Origin of the sequence: Nocardioides sp., from assembly GCF_035697785.1 — a bacterium.
Taxonomy (GTDB): Bacteria; Actinomycetota; Actinomycetes; order Propionibacteriales; family Nocardioidaceae; genus Nocardioides_B.
Map to the genome: position 1 here is coordinate 17600 of NZ_DASSCL010000100.1, position 14156 is coordinate 31755.

18 protein-coding genes are annotated in these 14156 nt (G+C 71.7%); 8 read left to right on the forward strand and 10 right to left on the reverse strand.

Annotation, left to right across the window (positions count from 1 at the left end):
• Nucleotide 1: 1 nt before the first annotated feature.
• On the forward strand, nt 2-1000 hold the full coding sequence (gene dapD, locus VFH10_RS10130; protein WP_325128102.1) for a 2,3,4,5-tetrahydropyridine-2,6-dicarboxylate N-succinyltransferase: 999 nt from the start codon (nt 2-4) through the stop codon (nt 998-1000).
• Nucleotides 990-1961, forward strand: coding sequence for a hypothetical protein (locus VFH10_RS10135; RefSeq protein ID WP_325128104.1), 972 nt, complete (start codon nt 990-992; stop codon nt 1959-1961). The genes dapD and VFH10_RS10135 overlap by 11 nt, the downstream gene beginning before the upstream one ends.
• Before the next feature lie 15 nt (nt 1962-1976).
• On the opposite strand, the gene dapC is transcribed toward VFH10_RS10135, so the two are convergent.
• Nucleotides 1977-3077, reverse strand: a complete 1101-nt coding sequence (gene dapC / locus VFH10_RS10140; protein ID WP_325128106.1) for a succinyldiaminopimelate transaminase — start codon at nt 3075-3077, stop codon at nt 1977-1979.
• A gap of 16 nt (nt 3078-3093) precedes the next feature.
• Nucleotides 3094-3417 (reverse strand): ferredoxin, encoded by a 324-nt coding sequence (gene fdxA, locus VFH10_RS10145; RefSeq protein ID WP_325128108.1) that lies wholly within the window; start codon nt 3415-3417, stop codon nt 3094-3096.
• A gap of 138 nt (nt 3418-3555) precedes the next feature.
• Between fdxA and VFH10_RS10150 the strand changes: the two genes are divergently transcribed.
• The 3 genes from VFH10_RS10150 to VFH10_RS10160 all read left to right on the forward strand — a co-directional run bounded on the left by VFH10_RS10150 (nt 3556) and on the right by VFH10_RS10160 (nt 5539).
• Nucleotides 3556-4482 (forward strand): GNAT family N-acetyltransferase, encoded by a 927-nt coding sequence (locus tag VFH10_RS10150; protein ID WP_325128110.1) that lies wholly within the window; start codon nt 3556-3558, stop codon nt 4480-4482.
• 124 nt (nt 4483-4606) lie between these two features.
• Nucleotides 4607-4882 carry a hypothetical protein gene (locus VFH10_RS10155; RefSeq protein ID WP_325128112.1) on the forward strand — a complete coding sequence of 92 codons (276 nt, stop codon included), beginning with the start codon at nt 4607-4609 and terminating at the stop codon, nt 4880-4882.
• Nucleotides 4883-4933: 51 nt separating this feature from the next.
• Nucleotides 4934-5539 (forward strand): hypothetical protein, encoded by a 606-nt coding sequence (locus tag VFH10_RS10160; RefSeq protein WP_325128114.1) that lies wholly within the window; start codon nt 4934-4936, stop codon nt 5537-5539.
• 32 nt (nt 5540-5571) lie between these two features.
• On the opposite strand, the gene VFH10_RS10165 is transcribed toward VFH10_RS10160, so the two are convergent.
• Complete coding sequence (locus VFH10_RS10165; protein WP_325128115.1) at nt 5572-5946, reverse strand: DUF1304 domain-containing protein; 375 nt, start codon at nt 5944-5946, stop codon at nt 5572-5574.
• A 48-nt stretch (nt 5947-5994) separates the two neighbouring features.
• Between VFH10_RS10165 and VFH10_RS10170 the strand changes: the two genes are divergently transcribed.
• On the forward strand, nt 5995-7017 hold the full coding sequence (locus VFH10_RS10170) for a serine hydrolase domain-containing protein (RefSeq protein WP_325128117.1): 1023 nt from the start codon (nt 5995-5997) through the stop codon (nt 7015-7017).
• Nucleotides 7018-7212: 195 nt separating this feature from the next.
• Here VFH10_RS10170 and VFH10_RS10175 read toward each other — a convergent pair whose 3' ends face one another.
• From VFH10_RS10175 to VFH10_RS10195, 5 genes are read right to left on the reverse strand one after another with little or no spacing between them, the layout of a single operon-like run.
• The gene (locus tag VFH10_RS10175; RefSeq protein WP_325128119.1) at nt 7213-8952 is read right to left on the reverse strand and encodes a VanW family protein; all 1740 of its coding nucleotides are present in this window, start codon (nt 8950-8952) and stop codon (nt 7213-7215) included.
• Between the two features lie 10 nt (nt 8953-8962).
• Complete coding sequence (locus VFH10_RS10180; RefSeq protein ID WP_325128121.1) at nt 8963-9304, reverse strand: hypothetical protein; 342 nt, start codon at nt 9302-9304, stop codon at nt 8963-8965.
• Nucleotides 9301-10203, reverse strand: coding sequence for an N-acetyl-1-D-myo-inositol-2-amino-2-deoxy-alpha-D-glucopyranoside deacetylase (gene mshB, locus VFH10_RS10185; protein ID WP_325128123.1), 903 nt, complete (start codon nt 10201-10203; stop codon nt 9301-9303). The genes VFH10_RS10180 and mshB overlap by 4 nt, the downstream gene beginning before the upstream one ends.
• A 14-nt stretch (nt 10204-10217) precedes the next feature.
• Nucleotides 10218-10502, reverse strand: a complete 285-nt coding sequence (locus VFH10_RS10190) for a hypothetical protein (protein WP_325128125.1) — start codon at nt 10500-10502, stop codon at nt 10218-10220.
• Complete coding sequence (locus VFH10_RS10195) at nt 10499-10912, reverse strand: (deoxy)nucleoside triphosphate pyrophosphohydrolase (protein ID WP_325128128.1); 414 nt, start codon at nt 10910-10912, stop codon at nt 10499-10501. Before VFH10_RS10195 ends, VFH10_RS10190 begins: the two co-directional genes overlap by 4 nt.
• Nucleotides 10913-10952: 40 nt before the next feature.
• Between VFH10_RS10195 and VFH10_RS10200 the strand changes: the two genes are divergently transcribed.
• Nucleotides 10953-12029 (forward strand): hypothetical protein, encoded by a 1077-nt coding sequence (locus tag VFH10_RS10200; RefSeq protein WP_325128130.1) that lies wholly within the window; start codon nt 10953-10955, stop codon nt 12027-12029.
• 46 nt (nt 12030-12075) lie between these two features.
• Here the strand turns inward: VFH10_RS10200 and VFH10_RS10205 are convergent, their stop codons facing one another.
• Entirely contained in the window at nt 12076-12510 is a 435-nt protein-coding gene (locus VFH10_RS10205; RefSeq protein WP_325128132.1) for a hypothetical protein, read from the reverse strand.
• A gap of 296 nt (nt 12511-12806) precedes the next feature.
• Here VFH10_RS10205 and aqpZ point away from each other — a divergent pair, with 296 nt between their 5' ends.
• Nucleotides 12807-13565 (forward strand): aquaporin Z, encoded by a 759-nt coding sequence (aqpZ, locus tag VFH10_RS10210; RefSeq protein ID WP_325128133.1) that lies wholly within the window; start codon nt 12807-12809, stop codon nt 13563-13565.
• Nucleotides 13566-13586: 21 nt separating this feature from the next.
• Here the strand turns inward: aqpZ and VFH10_RS10215 are convergent, their stop codons facing one another.
• Nucleotides 13587-14087, reverse strand: a complete 501-nt coding sequence (locus tag VFH10_RS10215; RefSeq protein WP_325128135.1) for a hemerythrin domain-containing protein — start codon at nt 14085-14087, stop codon at nt 13587-13589.
• Between the last annotated feature and the right edge of the window lie 69 nt (nt 14088-14156).

Here is a 14156-nt window from a genome sequence, read left to right on the forward strand (position 1 = left end):
AGTGACCGACACCGACGCCACGCCTGATCGCTCTGCGCCGACGACCGCGTGGGCCTACGGCCTCGCCACGTTCGCCGGCACCGAGGGCGAGGCGCCCACGGGGCACCGGGTGCTCGACACGTGGTACCCGCTGCCCGCGCTCGGCACTCCCCCGGACGAGACCGAGGCGCCCGCCGAGCTGACCCGGCTCGAGGGCATCGACGAGGCTCGCGGCGTCCGGCGTGCCATCGTCCTCACCACCATCGCGGACCTGCAGGCCCCACCCACCGACACCCACGACGTCTGGCTGCGGCTGCACCTGCTCAGCCACCGCCTCGTCGCCCCGCACTCGGTCAACCTGGACGGCGTCTTCGGCCTGCTCACCAACGTGGTGTGGACCAGCGCCGGGCCCTGCCCCGTCGAGGGCTTCGAGCTCACCCGGATGCGCCTCAAGGACGCCCACGGCCAGGTGAGCGTGTACGGCGTGGACAAGTTCCCACGGATGACCGACTACGTGCTGCCGGGCGGGGTCCGGATCGCCGACGCCGACCGGGTCCGGCTCGGTGCCCACCTCGCCGAGGGCACCACCGTCATGCACGAGGGGTTCGTCAACTACAACGCCGGCACGCTAGGCCACTCGATGGTCGAGGGCAGGATCAGCGCCGGTGTCGTCGTCGGCAACGGCTCCGACGTCGGCGGCGGCGCGTCGATCATGGGCACGCTGTCCGGCGGCGGCACCCAGGTGATCTCGCTCGGCGAGCGCTGCCTGCTCGGCGCCAACGCCGGGATCGGCATCTCGCTCGGCGACGACTGCGTCGTCGAGGCGGGCTGCTACGTCACCGCCGGCACCAAGGTGCTGATGACCGACGGCTCCGGCGTCGAGCCCAAGGTCGTCAAGGCGGCCGAGCTGTCGGGGGCAAGCAACGTCCTGTTCCGCCGCAACTCCACCACGGGCGCGGTCGAGGCGGTGCCCCGGAGCGGACAGGGCATCGAGCTGAACGCCGACCTGCATGCCAACTAGCGCTTCCCGCAGTCGAGCCCGCCGTGCGTCCGTCACGCTCCTGCTCGTCCTCCTCGTCGTCGCCGGTGTCGGGCTGCTGTTCCGGCAGGGCGTCGGCCCGCTGCCCGACCCCGAGGGCTGCACGGCGGAGGTCGGCGGTGTCGTCGTCGACCTGTCGGTGGAGCAGTCGGAGAACGCCGCGCTGATCGCGGCCATCGGGGTACGACGCGGCCTCCCGGCGCGCGCGGTGTCGATCGCCCTGGCCACGGCGTACCAGGAGTCGAAGATCGAGAACCTCGACCACGGCGACCGGGACTCGCTGGGCCTCTTCCAGCAGCGGCCCTCGCAGGGCTGGGGCACCGAGGCGCAGATCACCGACCCGTACTACGCGACCAACAAGTTCTACGACGAGCTGCTGAAGGTCGAGGGCTTCGAGACGATGCGGATCACCGAGGCCGCCCAACGTGTGCAGCGGTCCGGTTTTCCCGAGGCCTACGAGGACCACGCCGAGGACGGTCGCGCGCTGGCCTCGGCGCTGACCGGCTACAGCCCGGCCAGGTTCTCGTGCGTGGTCCGCGAGGAGTCGGTCGACGACGAGGAGCTCAACGCCGGCGGTCTGACCCCGCGAGCGGCGACGGTACGTCGAGACGTGGAGCGTGCGTTCGGCGCGCAGTCGCTCGGCGGCTTCCAGCCGGGCGGCGTGCGCGACGGTCACATGGAGGGCTCCGCGCACTACGAGGGCCGGGCGATCGACATCTTCTTCCGGCCGGTCAACCCGGACTCGCAGCGCCGCGGCTGGGCGGTCGCGCACTACCTGGTGGCCCAGGCCGACCGGCTCGGCATCCGCACGCTCATCTTCGACGACCGGATCTGGACGGCCGGCCGGTCCGAGTCGGGCTGGCGCGACTACGACCCCGGCGACGGTCCCGGCGACCGCGCGGTGCTAGAGCACCGCGACCACGTGCACGTCGACGTCGGCTGACCCCTCCGGGCAGGCTCAGCCGATCGCCGCGAGCCGGGACACCGCGGCCTCGACGCGCTCGTCGGTCACGGTGAAGGCGACTCGCACGTGGTGGCGGCCCTCGACCCCGTAGAACGCCCCCGGCGCCACCAGGATCCCGTGTTCGGCCAGCGCGGCGACGGTGTCCCAGCACGGCTCGCCGCGGGTCGCCCAGAGGTACAGCGACGCCGATGAGTGGTCGATCCGGAAGCCCGCTCGTTCGAGCGCGTCCTTGAGCGCAGTACGCCGGGCGGCGTACCGAGCGTGCTGGGCGTCGACGTGCTCGTCGTCCTCGAGCGCGGCACGCATCGCGACCTGCTGCGGCGTGGGCATCATCAGGCCGAGGTTCTTGCGCACGGCGAGCAGCTCGCCGACCAGCGCCGGGTCGCCCGCGACGAAGGCGCACCGGTAGCCGGCGAGGTTGGACCGCTTGGACAGCGAGTGCACTGTGAGGATCCCGGTCGGGTCGCCGTCGCAGACGTCGGGGTGCAGCACGCTGACCGGGCGCTCGGTCCACGCGCACTCGAGGTAGCACTCGTCGGACACGAGCAGCGCCCCGCGCTCCCGACACCACGCGACGACCTTGCGCAGGTGGTCCACCGGCAGCACCCGGCCGGTCGGGTTGGACGGCGAGTTCACCCAGACCAGGGAGACCCGCTCCGGGCCGACGGCGGTGAGCGCGTCGGTCGCGATCGTGCGCGCGCCGGCCAGCCGGGCGCCGACCTCGTAGGTGGGGTAGGCGAGCTCCGGGACCACGACCAGGTCGCGCGGCCCGAGCCCCAGCTGGGTGGGCAACGCGCCGACGAGCTCCTTGGAGCCGATCGTCGGCAGCACGGCGTCGAGCCCCAGACCCGTGACGCCGAACCGTCGCGCCAGCCAGTCGAGGCACGCCTGCCGGGTGTCCGCCCGGCCGACGGTCATCGGGTAGCCGGGCGCGTCAGCCGCGCCCCGGAGCGCGGCCTGCACCACCTCGGGCGTCGGGTCCACCGGGGTGCCGACCGACAGGTCGACGACACCGTCGACGTGGCCGCGTGCCGTCTCGGCGTACGGCGTGAGGTGGTCCCACGGGAAGTCCGGGAGGCTCTCGCTGACCTTCACCGGCGTGGCCGGCCCGTCACTCCTGGTTCTGCGGCGGGAGGGCGGCGATCAGTGGGTGGTCCTTGTCGATGACGCCCATCTTGGCGGCGCCGCCCGGCGAGCCGAGGTCGTCGAAGAAGTCGACGTTGGCGGTGTAGTAGTCCTTCCACTGCTCCGGCGTGTCGTCCTCGTAGAAAATCGCCTCCACCGGGCAGACCGGCTCGCAGGCACCACAGTCGACGCACTCGTCGGGGTGGATGTACAGCATCCGCGACCCCTCGTAGATGCAGTCGACGGGGCACTCGTCGACGCAGGCGCGGTCCTTGAGGTCCACACACGGCTGCGCGATGACGTAGGTCACCTGGTTCCTCCTAGTGCTGCAAGTGCTGGGATGCCGGTGCCGCCGTCCGCCTGGCGTACCAGGCGTCCACACGGACGACTACAGCCTAGTGTGTCCTGCGTTCCTACCCACCTCCGGTCCGAACGACGAAAGAGCCACGTGTCACCGCCAGCAACCCCACCCGGCCTGGGGCCGCACTGCGTGGGCCGGCGCGTGGTCGTACGTCGGATCGTGCGTGGCGAGACCGGCCCGACGGGAGGCCCGGCGATGACCGACCTGCTCGGCGAGATGACCTCGTGGACCTCGACCGACACGACGGTGCGCGCCGAGGACGGCCGCGAGGTCAGCATCCCGCTCGCCGACATCGTCTCCGGCAAACCGGTGCCGCCGCGCCCGTCCGTCCGACTCCGGGTCACACCGCGCGAGGCACATCTCCGGTCGCTGGCGATGTGGCCGGACCTGGAGACCGAGCCGCTGGGGCAGTGGCTGCTGCGCAGCAGTGGCCCGTCGGGCGGCCGGCTGGTCGCGCGGGCCAACTCCGCCCTGGCGATGGGCGACCCGGGCCTGCTGCTCGACGACGCCGCGGCCCGCGTCATCGAGTTCTACGCGCGACGTGACCGGCCCGCCTGGGTGCAGGTCGAGTCCGGTGGCGACCTCGACCGAGGCCTCGTCGACCTGGGCTGGCGTCCGGCCCGGCCGGGCGAGGCGGACACGTCCTTCGAGATCGCGTCGGTCGCCCGGGTGCTGCGCAACCTCCCCGGCGCGCTGCGCGGTCCGACCCGGGTGTCGCTGGAGGAGCAGGGCCCCCGACTGCTGGCCACGATGGCCGGGCCGGACGGTCCGGTCGCGCGCGGCCGGGCCGCGGTCGACGGTGACTGGGTCGGCCTGCACGACCTGTGGACCGACCCGGCGTACCGCCGTCGCGGGCTGTCATCGTCGGTCGTCGCGCACCTGCTGGACGCCGCCGCGGCGACCGGCGCGACGACGGCGTACCTCCAGGTGCGCCTCGACAACCCGGCCGCGCTCGCGCTCTACGAGGGGCTGGGCTTCGCCCCGCACCACTCGTACCGGTACCTGACCCCCTGAGTTGGGGATACCCCGCACCCGCTCGGGGCATTGTCATTCCGGCACAACGCGCCCAGCATGGTCGAAACGGTTCAAAGCAGGGCCGGGGGGACGGCGAAGCCGTTTTGCTTTGGGGGAAATCGCGATGCTCGACTCGACCATCTACACCATCGGTACGGCGCTCAACCGGGCCCGCGACAACGACGTCGCGGTGCAGGTGCTCGTGGAGGGCCAGTGGCTGACCGGCCGGATCGCCGCCGTGGACGGGCACGGGGTGGTCCTGCACTGTGACGACCTCGGGCACGCGGTGCTGCGGATGGAGCGGGTCTCCGCCGTCCGGATCGCCTCCGAGCTGCCCGGGCGGACGCCGATCCCCACGGCGCACGCGATGCCGGCGCCGCGTCAGCCGTCCAAGGTGTAGCTCGCGTCCGCACCGGGGTCCCGACCCGGCGCGCGGTACTAGCCTTCGGTCATGCGCGCGCCACGCGCCCTCGTCACCGCCCTGCTGCTCGGACTCGTCAGCGGGCTCGGGCCGTCGCCCTCGGCGGCCACCCTGACGTCACCCCGGCTGACCGCCACGATCACCTTCGACAAGAACTGGCGCGACCCGCAGGACTCCAGACTGTCGTGGCGGGTGTGGCGGCACGACGGACACGGGCGCCGGCTGGTCGAGTCGCGCACGTGGCGGGCAGGAGCCGGCTGGACGCCGAGGTCCACCGACGCGTGCAAGGTCAACGACGGGTGGCTGCCCAACGGCCGCTACCGGCCGCGGCTGATCGCCGACTACTGGGGCACCCTGATCAAGGGTCGCGCCATCGAGCTCGGGGAGAAGGCCTGTGGCGACGGCACGATACGGCGGAGCCTGTTCATCCATACCGAGCAGGGCCAGCGAAACAGCCAGTGCCCCAACCGCAAGGGCGACCAACCCTGCCGGTGGGAGTTCCCGAAGATCAACGACTACCGCTCGCACGGCTGCATCAAGCTGTCGCCGCAGGACATGGGGGCGCTGTTCCGCGCCTGGCGGAAGCACTTCGCGGACGGGTACGACGCCCGGGTCCGGGTCCGCGTCGTCGGCTGACCGGGGGCGTCCCCTCGTGCTCCTCGCCGGCGCTACGCGGCGATGAGCACCAGCGCCGCGAGAGGAGGCAGGCCCTGGACGGCGGCGGCCGGCAGGAATTTCCGGTCGGTGGCGACGAGGACGAGGGACGCGCCGAACATCACCGCGCATGCGAACGCGGCCGTCGCGACACCGGCCGACTCGTCACCGGTGTTCACCAGCACGATCCCGACGACGGCTCCCACTGCCAAGAAGAGGTTGTAGAACCCCTGGTTGAAGGCCATCGGGCGGACGACCTCCGCGTGCTCGCGCGAGACGCCGAACCGGCGGTGCACCGCGGGCCGCATGAACAGCACGCTCTCCATCGCGAAGAAGAGCACGTGCAGGGCGGCGGCGAGCGCGACGAGGACCTGGGCGAAGACGGACATGGGCCTACCGTGCCAGCCGCCCGCCTCGTCGTACGGAATGCTGGGCGGGTGTCGCACCTCCACGAGACCCTCAAGTCGGCGCTCCAACCCGTGGCCGGCAAGTACGTCGGACTGGCCGCGGCGGCCACGGGCGACGGGGAGACGGCGTTCTTCGCGGCGGGCCGTACCCGGGCGGACGGCGGGGAGGACGTGGACGAGCACACCCTGTTCGAGATCGGCTCGATCACCAAGGTGTTCACCTCGCTGCTGCTGGCCGACCAGGTGGTCGCCGGGGTGGTCGGGTTGGACGAACCGCTGCAGTCCTTCTACCCGGAGCTGCGGATTCCGGTGCGCGGTCGGCCGGTGACCCTCGTCGACCTCGCGACGCACACGTCCGGGTTCCCGCGGCTGCCGAAGGGTGTGGTGCGGCAGGCGCTGAGGCACGGCGACGACCCCTACGCGCGGTTCTCCGCCGACGACGTGGCGGCGGCGCTCGAGGGCGTGCGGCTGAAGCGGGAGCCGGGCCTGAAGCTGCGCTACTCCAACTTCGGCGCGGCCGTGCTCGGCAACGCGCTCGCCCGCCGGGCGGGTACGACGTACGCCGACCTGCTCGCCGCGCGCGTGACGGGTCCGCTCGGCCTCACCGACACCGTGGTCGACGTGCGGCCCGACCAGGACGGCCGGCGCGCCCACGGGCACAAGGCACGCCGGAGGCCGACGCCGGACTGGTCGATGCCGACCCTGCCCGGCATGGGGGCACTGCACTCGACAGCCGCGGACCTCGCGGTGTTCATGGCCGCGCAGCTCCACCCGGAGAGCACACCGCTCGGCACCGCGATCCGGATGACCCAGGAGGCGCGGGCGGGCCACGCGCGGCAGCGGATCGGCCTGGGCTGGCTGGTGGTGCCGCTCGGGCGCAGCGGACACACCGCGCACTGGCACAACGGCGGGACCGGCGGGGCGCGCAGCGTCGCCGGCTACGTGCTGAACCGTGGCGTCGGGGTCGTCTTACTGACCAACTGCCCGCGTCCCACCGACCGGCCGGGGTTCGACCTGCTGAAGACGCTCGCCGACGGGGCGCGGCCGGCCTGACTCGATACGACGCGACGTACCTGCTGTTTTCAGGCCGCTGCGACAGCAACTCCGTCGCGTCGTATCCAGTCGGGCGTGCCCGCCGCATCGCGTCGCACCTCCCCGGGGCTAATGGAACGTTCCCTTGGGGAGATCACACCGGGAAGGGGGCAATTCACAGGGGACCCAGTGAATTGGCCGCCCGGGAACCGCCCGCTACGAACCCTCGCAGATCACCGTGTCGGACGGCGTGTAGGTCGTGCTGAACGTCTCGCGCTTCACCAGCTCCTTGCTGCCGGGCTCGTAGAAATCCCGGAACACGTTGATGTCGAAGCCGCCGTATCCCTGGTTCGGGACGCAGTCCTCGCCCTGCAGCCGCCGGGTGTCCGGCTCGGTCAGGTTGAAGCGCTCGGAGGCGGAGGACTTGATGTCCCAGGTCTTCGTCGACCACATCCGGACTGTCATCGCCCCAGACTTCGAGGGCGTGCTCGGCGAGATGGACGCCTCGATGAGTACGCCGTACTGCGTGTCGTTCTGGAAGCGCAGGTCGACGCTCGGCCACGCCACGGTCGCCTCCCGGCCCACCGGGTAGCGGTCGATGTAGAACGAGTGCGGCTTGTGCTCGAGGTCCCTCAGACCCGCGAAGAACATCGCGTTGAACGTCGTCGTCGCGACCTGGCTGACGCCGCCGCCGAAGTCCTCCTTGAAGACTCCGTCGCTGATGATGAAGCCCTCGGTGAAGCCGTTCTCGGCGGTGCGCTCCCCGACGGTCTCGTTGAGGCTGAACTCCTCGCCCGGTCGCAGCACGGTGCCGTTGATGAGCGCGGCGGCGCGGCCGAGGTTGGTGTTGCGGTAGTCGGCGTGCGGGTAGAACGTCGTGAACTCCGAGACGACCTCCCTGATCCGGAGGTTCCGGGCGTCCTTGGTGGAGAACTCCGGCTTGGCGACCACGCTGCTGACCCGCAGGCTGCGCCCGTCGTCCTCGTTGACCACCACGTCGAGGAACCCGCCGGTCAGCTCGGACTCGTCGAAGGTGACGCCCTTCTTGGCCTTGACCACCTTCGGCCGGCCGTTCTTCAGCTTCACGGTCGCGTCCTGGGCGGCCAGCGCGACGGTCTGCATCCGCGGCTCGATCCCGCGCAGCAGCGCCTCCTCGTCGAGCCGCGGGACCAGGTCACCGTCCTCGACCACCATCGACAGCGCGGGCACGAAGTCCTGCGGCCGGAGCACGATCTCCTCGTCGTCCAGCTCGATCTTGACCGGGCCGGAGACGGCCGGGTTAGCGAACTCGTTCATCGCGACGCTGACGTCCGCCTTGCCGATGTCGGGCTCCTGCGTCCTCGTCGGCAGGTCCACGCGCGGGAGGTCGGGATCGGTGATCCCGTCGAGGTACGCCGACGCCACCCGCTCGGCCGCGGCCTCCCGGTCCACCGCCTGGCCGGTGCGCGGCTGGCGGGCCACCGCCTCGTCGCCACGGAACCGCACCCCGCCGTCGCGCGCGGGCCGGTCGGCCTGCTTGCCGAACTCGCCGATCGCGTCGGCGAGGGCCGACTCCTCGACGGTCACTACGACGTCGTAGTCGTCGCCGCCGGTGAGCGAGTCCCAGATCCGGGCCGGGTTCCAGGAGCGGCCGCCGCCGGCCTGCGCGACGGAGGCGGCGACGTCGACGTCGAGGCCGGCCCGGCCGGGGTCGATGCGGCCGCGTTCGCCGAGGGCCTTGACCCGGACCGGCGCCCGGCGCCGCTCGTCGATCGCGTCGGCCAGCTCGGCCCGCGCCGCGCCCGGCTGCATGCCGCCGACGCTGACACCCGCTACGGTCGCCCCTCGAGGTACCCGGTCACCGGCAACGACGTAGCCGGCGACGTACAGCCCGCCGAAGAGGATGAGCAGACCGAGCAGCAGCCACGGAATCACGTGGCGGTCGCTGGTCCTGTAGGGGTCGCGCTGGGGACTCACCGGACGGATTCTAGGTTGTCGGTCCCGTCGAACGAGCCAACAGGGCCGCCACGCCGAACCCGACCAACAGGAACCCGACGCCCATCAGCGCGTACCCCGATGCGTCGCTCGCCAGCACGAAGTCGCCCTCCGGCTTGCCGGCCAGCAGGACCCCCAGGACGGCGACCCAGCCCAGGCAGTACGACGCCGCGGTGCGCGGGGTCGCGCCGCGGCGCAGGTGCCACGCGGTGTACAGCGACGCGAGCCCACCCAGCAGCAGCCCCACTGGCAGACCGAGCGCGTCGACCCGGTGCACGACCACCGCCGAGAGTGCCACCACCGCACCGAGGAGGAGTGCGCCCAGGTGCCTCACAGGCCCGCGAACAGGTCGGTCTCCAGCCCGTCCCCGTTCGTCGGCCCCTGGGTGCCCTTGGCGATCCGGTAGTACTCGCTGCTCCAGACCTCGTTGCCGATGTTGTTGGACAGCGCGAAGAAGGGCCCGTCGACCTCGATCTGGGTGGCGTGCGCCTTCATCGCGCGCAGCTTGGCGTCCACGAAGTCGGCCCCGTCGACGACCGCGGACAGCAGGTGGTCGGGGGTGAAGAACGGCGGCATGTCGCCGTCGGGGTCCATTCCCTCGAACGTGGTCGTGTCCCCCGCGGCCCGCAGCCGACGCAGCCCCTCGCGCATGCGGCTCTCCGACATCCCGACCCAGTAGATCTTCGCGACGTCCCACGGCTCCCCCAGCTCGAGCCGGTACGACGGGACGGCGGCCAGCTGCGCGCCGTACATGGCGACCCGGTGCGCCTGGATGTGGTCCGGGTGCCCGTAGTTGCCGAACTGGTCGTAGGTGACCATCACCTGGGGCCGGACCTCGCGGATGACCTCGACGAGGTGGTCCGCGGCCTCGGTCAGGTCGGCCCGCCAGAACGTGCCCTCCTTGACGTCCTCGCCCGCGATCGCGTGGCCCTCCTCGTGCCAGACCATTCCGCTGTCCCGGTAGCGGCCCTCGCCGCCCAGGAACCGGTGGTCGGTGACACCGAGCTCCATCATCGCGTGCGCCAGCTCGGTGACCCGGTGCGCGCCGAGCGCGTCGTCCTTGTCGGAGGCCAGGTGGGCGAGCTCGGGGACCAGGACCTCGCCCTCCTCGCCGAGCGTGCACGTCACCAATGTGACGCGGGTGCCGCGGGCGGCGTACTTCGCCATGGTCGCCCCGTTGTTGATCGACTCGTCGTCGGGATGGGCGTGCACCAACAGCAGGCTCTGGTCCATGCCGTCGAGCCTAGTCAGTCCCTCTCGGGCCGCTTGATGCGACGCGGACCGTCCGGCAGCTCCAGCCCCATCGGTGGCTGCGGTACGCCGGTGTCCTCGTGGTCGACCCAGCCGTCGTACTCCTCCGCGACGACCTCGACGACGATCTCCGGCGCGTCGGTGACCACCGACCAGGGGTGGTCCTCGTCGTCGTCCTCGCCGGCGAACCGCTCCCGCGCCAGCTCGGCCCCGAAGCCGTCCGCGTGGAGCCGGGCCACGACCCGGTCGGCCTCGTCCCGCTCGTGGAAGACCACTCTCATGGCGACGCCTCGAGCAGCTCGCGCAGCGCGGGCAGGAACGGCAGGTCCGGCTCCAGCCATTCCACGAGGTCGAGCTGGTCGGGCCCGAGCCAGCGGACCGCGTCGTGCTCGTGCGGCACGGGCTCACCGTCCGTCAGGGCGGCGACTGCCACCCGCAGCGTGTAGCCGGGCTTCACCGGTTGCTCACCGTCGAGGCGCCCGGTGACCGTGACGACGCAGCCGAGCTCCTCCCCGATCTCGCGCACGATCGCGACGTCAGGGTCCTCCCCCGGCTCGACCTTGCCGCCGGGGAACTCCCAGCGGCCCGCGGCGATGGCCGGGGTGGTGCGCCGCGCGGCGAGCACGCGCCCCTCGTGGACGATGGCGGCGCCCATCACGAGAGTGGGCACCGCGGGTTCGCTCGTGGGCACGCGCGCCATGATCGCACGCCTCGTCGGGTAGAACGGGGGCGTGAACCGTCCCGGCATCCACCTCGTCCGCAGCAGCGAGCGCGTCGACGAGACGGACCGGCTCGCCGAGCGCCTCGGTGGCCGGGTGGGGCTCGAGGGCGTCCTCGAGGACCTCAACCGGGAGGCCCGGCCCGGACCGGTCCCCGGCCTCGAGGTGCAGTGGGGGTTCCGCTGGAACGAGGAGGACCACCGGTCCCGGCGTTGGTGGCCGCAGGGGATCACCACCTCCGCCGACGCGCGACCCGACGAGTTGTTCGACGGCCGACGCGTCGTGCTCACCAGCGCCTACTCCAAGCGGGTGAGCGGGCTGGACAAGGGAGCCAGGATCACCGTGGTCGACGTGACCGACCGGGAACGGGTCCACTACCGGCACGTGCTGCTGGTCGAGCCGTACGTCGACGAGCACGGCCGGGTCGACGTACGCCCCGTGCACGTCCACGCCGGTGGCATCGTCTGGCACGGCGACCACCTGCACGTCGCCGGCACCCGGCGCGGCCTCAGCACGTTCCGGCTCGACGACGTCGTGCGGGTGCCCGGCGAGGGGGATCCCGACCGGCTCGGCATCGACGACGACACGGTCCACGGGTTCGGCTACCGCTACCTGCTGCCGGTCCGCTTCGGGTACGACGCGGTGACCGACACCGGCCTCGAGCAGATGCGCTACTCGTTCCTGTCCCTCGACCGCAGCAGCACGCCGCAGGAGCTGGTGGCCGGCGAGTACGGCCGCGGCTCGATGACGACGCGCCTGGTCCGCTACGAGATCGACCCCGGCTCCGCGCTGCTCACCGCCGACGACGACGGGACGGCCCGACCGCTGCTGCTGGAGGAACGCGGTGTCGGCCACACCCAGGGCGCGGTCGTCGTGCGCGGCCGGTGGTACCTCACCACCTCCGCCGGGCCCTACCGGCTGGGCAGCGTGTGGGCAGGCACACCCGGTGAGCTGGTCCGGCACCGGTTCGCGCTGCCGGTGGGGCCGGAGGACATCACCTACTGGCCGTCGACGGACGAGCTCTGGTCGCTCTCGGAGTACCCCCGGCACCGCTACGTCTTCGCGATGCCGCGCAGCCGGTTCGACTAGGTCGTTGCCCGGCCGTCACGCGCGCGGGCGGCTCGTCGAGGAGGTGTCAGGAGCCGGCGGTCTCCCTCGTCAACGCCTCCGAGGACTGCCGCTGCGCCGGGATGAGCGCCTTCTGCGCCACCAGGTGCACGGTCACGTAGCCACCCATCGCACTCGGCCGGCTCGCCGCCTCGAGCTCCACGTGGTCCGGCTCGACCAGCAGGGCGTGCGCCTCCCAGAACGGGTAGCTCACCCGGTCGGCCCACATCCGCTCGAGCTGGCCGGCGACGTCGGCCTCCGCCACGTGCGGGTCGAACGTGCACAGCGCGATGATCAGCTGGTCGGGGTCGTCGGTGTGCTCCACCTCGACCTCCACGAACAGGCCGCTGGACATCAGCATCGACCGGAGCGAGCGCTCGACGGTCGACAGGTCCCCGGTCGACCCGGGTGCGGCGTTCACCTGGACGGCCTTGCGCATGCGGTGGAACTGCGTCAGGTTCATGACCGAATGATCCGGGTTGGCGGCCGCGCGGGGATCCCCCAGATTGCGGTGGGTCATCCGGCGCGTCGGGGCAAAACCGGACGTTCCGGGGCGAACCGAAAGTAAAACTTCGCGCCAAACCGCGACATCGGGGCGTTTCGGACCCTGCGGCCTGCGCACGGCGGAGCGAGACGACAAGTCCGAAAATCACTCGCACCGGCCCCCACGCGAGGTCGGGAGGCACTAGCGTCGCCCCAGGAGGGCCGCAGGACCCAGGCCGGAGCCCGCCGGTCGGGCGTGGCCCGAAGGGAGATCCGATGCCGACCGTGCCCACCACGCCCCAACGTCTGGCCGCCGAGTTCCTCGGCACCTTCGTCCTCGTCTTCGGCGGCTGCGGCTCGGCCGTCCTCGCGGCCGTCTTCCTCAACGACGAGGACACGCAGCTCGGCATCGGCTTCGCCGGGGTGGCCCTCGCCTTCGGACTCACGGTGGTCACGATGGCGTACGCCGTCGGTCACGTCTCCGGCGGCCACTTCAACCCGGCCATCACCCTCGGGCTGGCCGCCTCGAGGCGGTTCGCGTGGAGGGACAGCGTTGGCTACATCGTCACGCAGGTGGTCGCCGCGATCGTTGCCGCGGCCGTGCTGTGGGTGGTGGCCAACGGTGTCGACGGCTTCTCTGCGAGCGAGTCCGGCTTCGCCACCAACGGGTACGGCGACCGCTCCCCCGGTGGCTACTCGCTGCTCGCCTGCCTCGTGATCGAGGTGGTGCTCACCGCGGTGTTCCTCTACGTGATCCTCGGCGTCACCGATACTCGCGCCCCGAAGGGCTTCGCTCCGCTGGCGATCGGCCTGTCCCTCACCCTGATCCACCTGGTGAGCATCCCGGTCACCAACACGTCGGTGAACCCGGCCCGCTCGATCGGCCCGGCACTCTTCGCCGGCGGCGACGCGATCGCCCAGCTCTGGCTGTTCATCCTCGCGCCGATCGCGGGCGCGCTCATCGCCGGCTTCAGCTACGCGGTCCTCATGGGTGAGGGACCGGCGGCTCCGCTCGAGGAGGCCACCGCCGGGTAGGGATGCGCGAGGCGGTCCGCCTCACGAGATGACGGCGTCGACGGCCTTCTTCAGCGCGCTGGGCTGGGAAGGCCGACGCGGCGCGACGCTCTTGGCGCGCATCATCTCGGCGCCGATGTCCTGCAGGGCCTTGCGCCCGAGCCCCTCGCGGACCTGCGGGAACCACTCCTGCTCCTCCTCCTCGATGTGGTGCCGCACGTTCTCGATGAGGACCGTGGTCTTCGCGTCGAACCGCTCGTCGTCCGGCTTCATCGCAGCGAGCTCCATCACGAGCAGGTCCGCGACGTGGTGCTCCTCGTAGGACTCGAGCACGTCGTCCTCGAGGTCGGGGAGCAGCTCGCGGACCTTCGGGTACATGACCTCGTTCTCGATGTAGGTATGCACCGTGAGCAGCTCGATGATCCGGTCCACGAGGCGACCCTTGGTGACCTGGGCCTGGTCGCCGGCGCGCTCGAACTCGGTGAACGCCTTGCGGATCTCCTTGTGGTCGTTCTTCAGCAGCACGATTGCGTCGGTGGACATGGCACCTCCTGCGGTGACGGGTGGAATGCTCTCGCCGTACCCCGCCGTGTCGAGGTCATGCGTGGGGAG

Excerpts from the sequence above, each read along its gene's own strand:
- VFH10_RS10135 (WP_325128104.1), top strand. The coding sequence starts at position 990 with ATGCCAACTAGCGCTTCCCGCAGTCGAGCCCGCCGTGCGTCCGTCACG.
- VFH10_RS10155 (WP_325128112.1), top strand. The coding sequence starts at position 4,607 with ATGCTCGACTCGACCATCTACACCATCGGTACGGCGCTCAACCGGGCC.
- VFH10_RS10160 (WP_325128114.1), top strand. The coding sequence starts at position 4,934 with ATGCGCGCGCCACGCGCCCTCGTCACCGCCCTGCTGCTCGGACTCGTC.
- VFH10_RS10165 (WP_325128115.1), bottom strand. The coding sequence starts at position 5,946 with ATGTCCGTCTTCGCCCAGGTCCTCGTCGCGCTCGCCGCCGCCCTGCAC.
- mshB (WP_325128123.1), bottom strand. The coding sequence starts at position 10,203 with ATGGACCAGAGCCTGCTGTTGGTGCACGCCCATCCCGACGACGAGTCG.
- VFH10_RS10190 (WP_325128125.1), bottom strand. The coding sequence starts at position 10,502 with ATGAGAGTGGTCTTCCACGAGCGGGACGAGGCCGACCGGGTCGTGGCC.
- VFH10_RS10205 (WP_325128132.1), bottom strand. The coding sequence starts at position 12,510 with ATGAACCTGACGCAGTTCCACCGCATGCGCAAGGCCGTCCAGGTGAAC.
- aqpZ (WP_325128133.1), top strand. The coding sequence starts at position 12,807 with ATGCCGACCGTGCCCACCACGCCCCAACGTCTGGCCGCCGAGTTCCTC.
- VFH10_RS10215 (WP_325128135.1), bottom strand. The coding sequence starts at position 14,087 with ATGTCCACCGACGCAATCGTGCTGCTGAAGAACGACCACAAGGAGATC.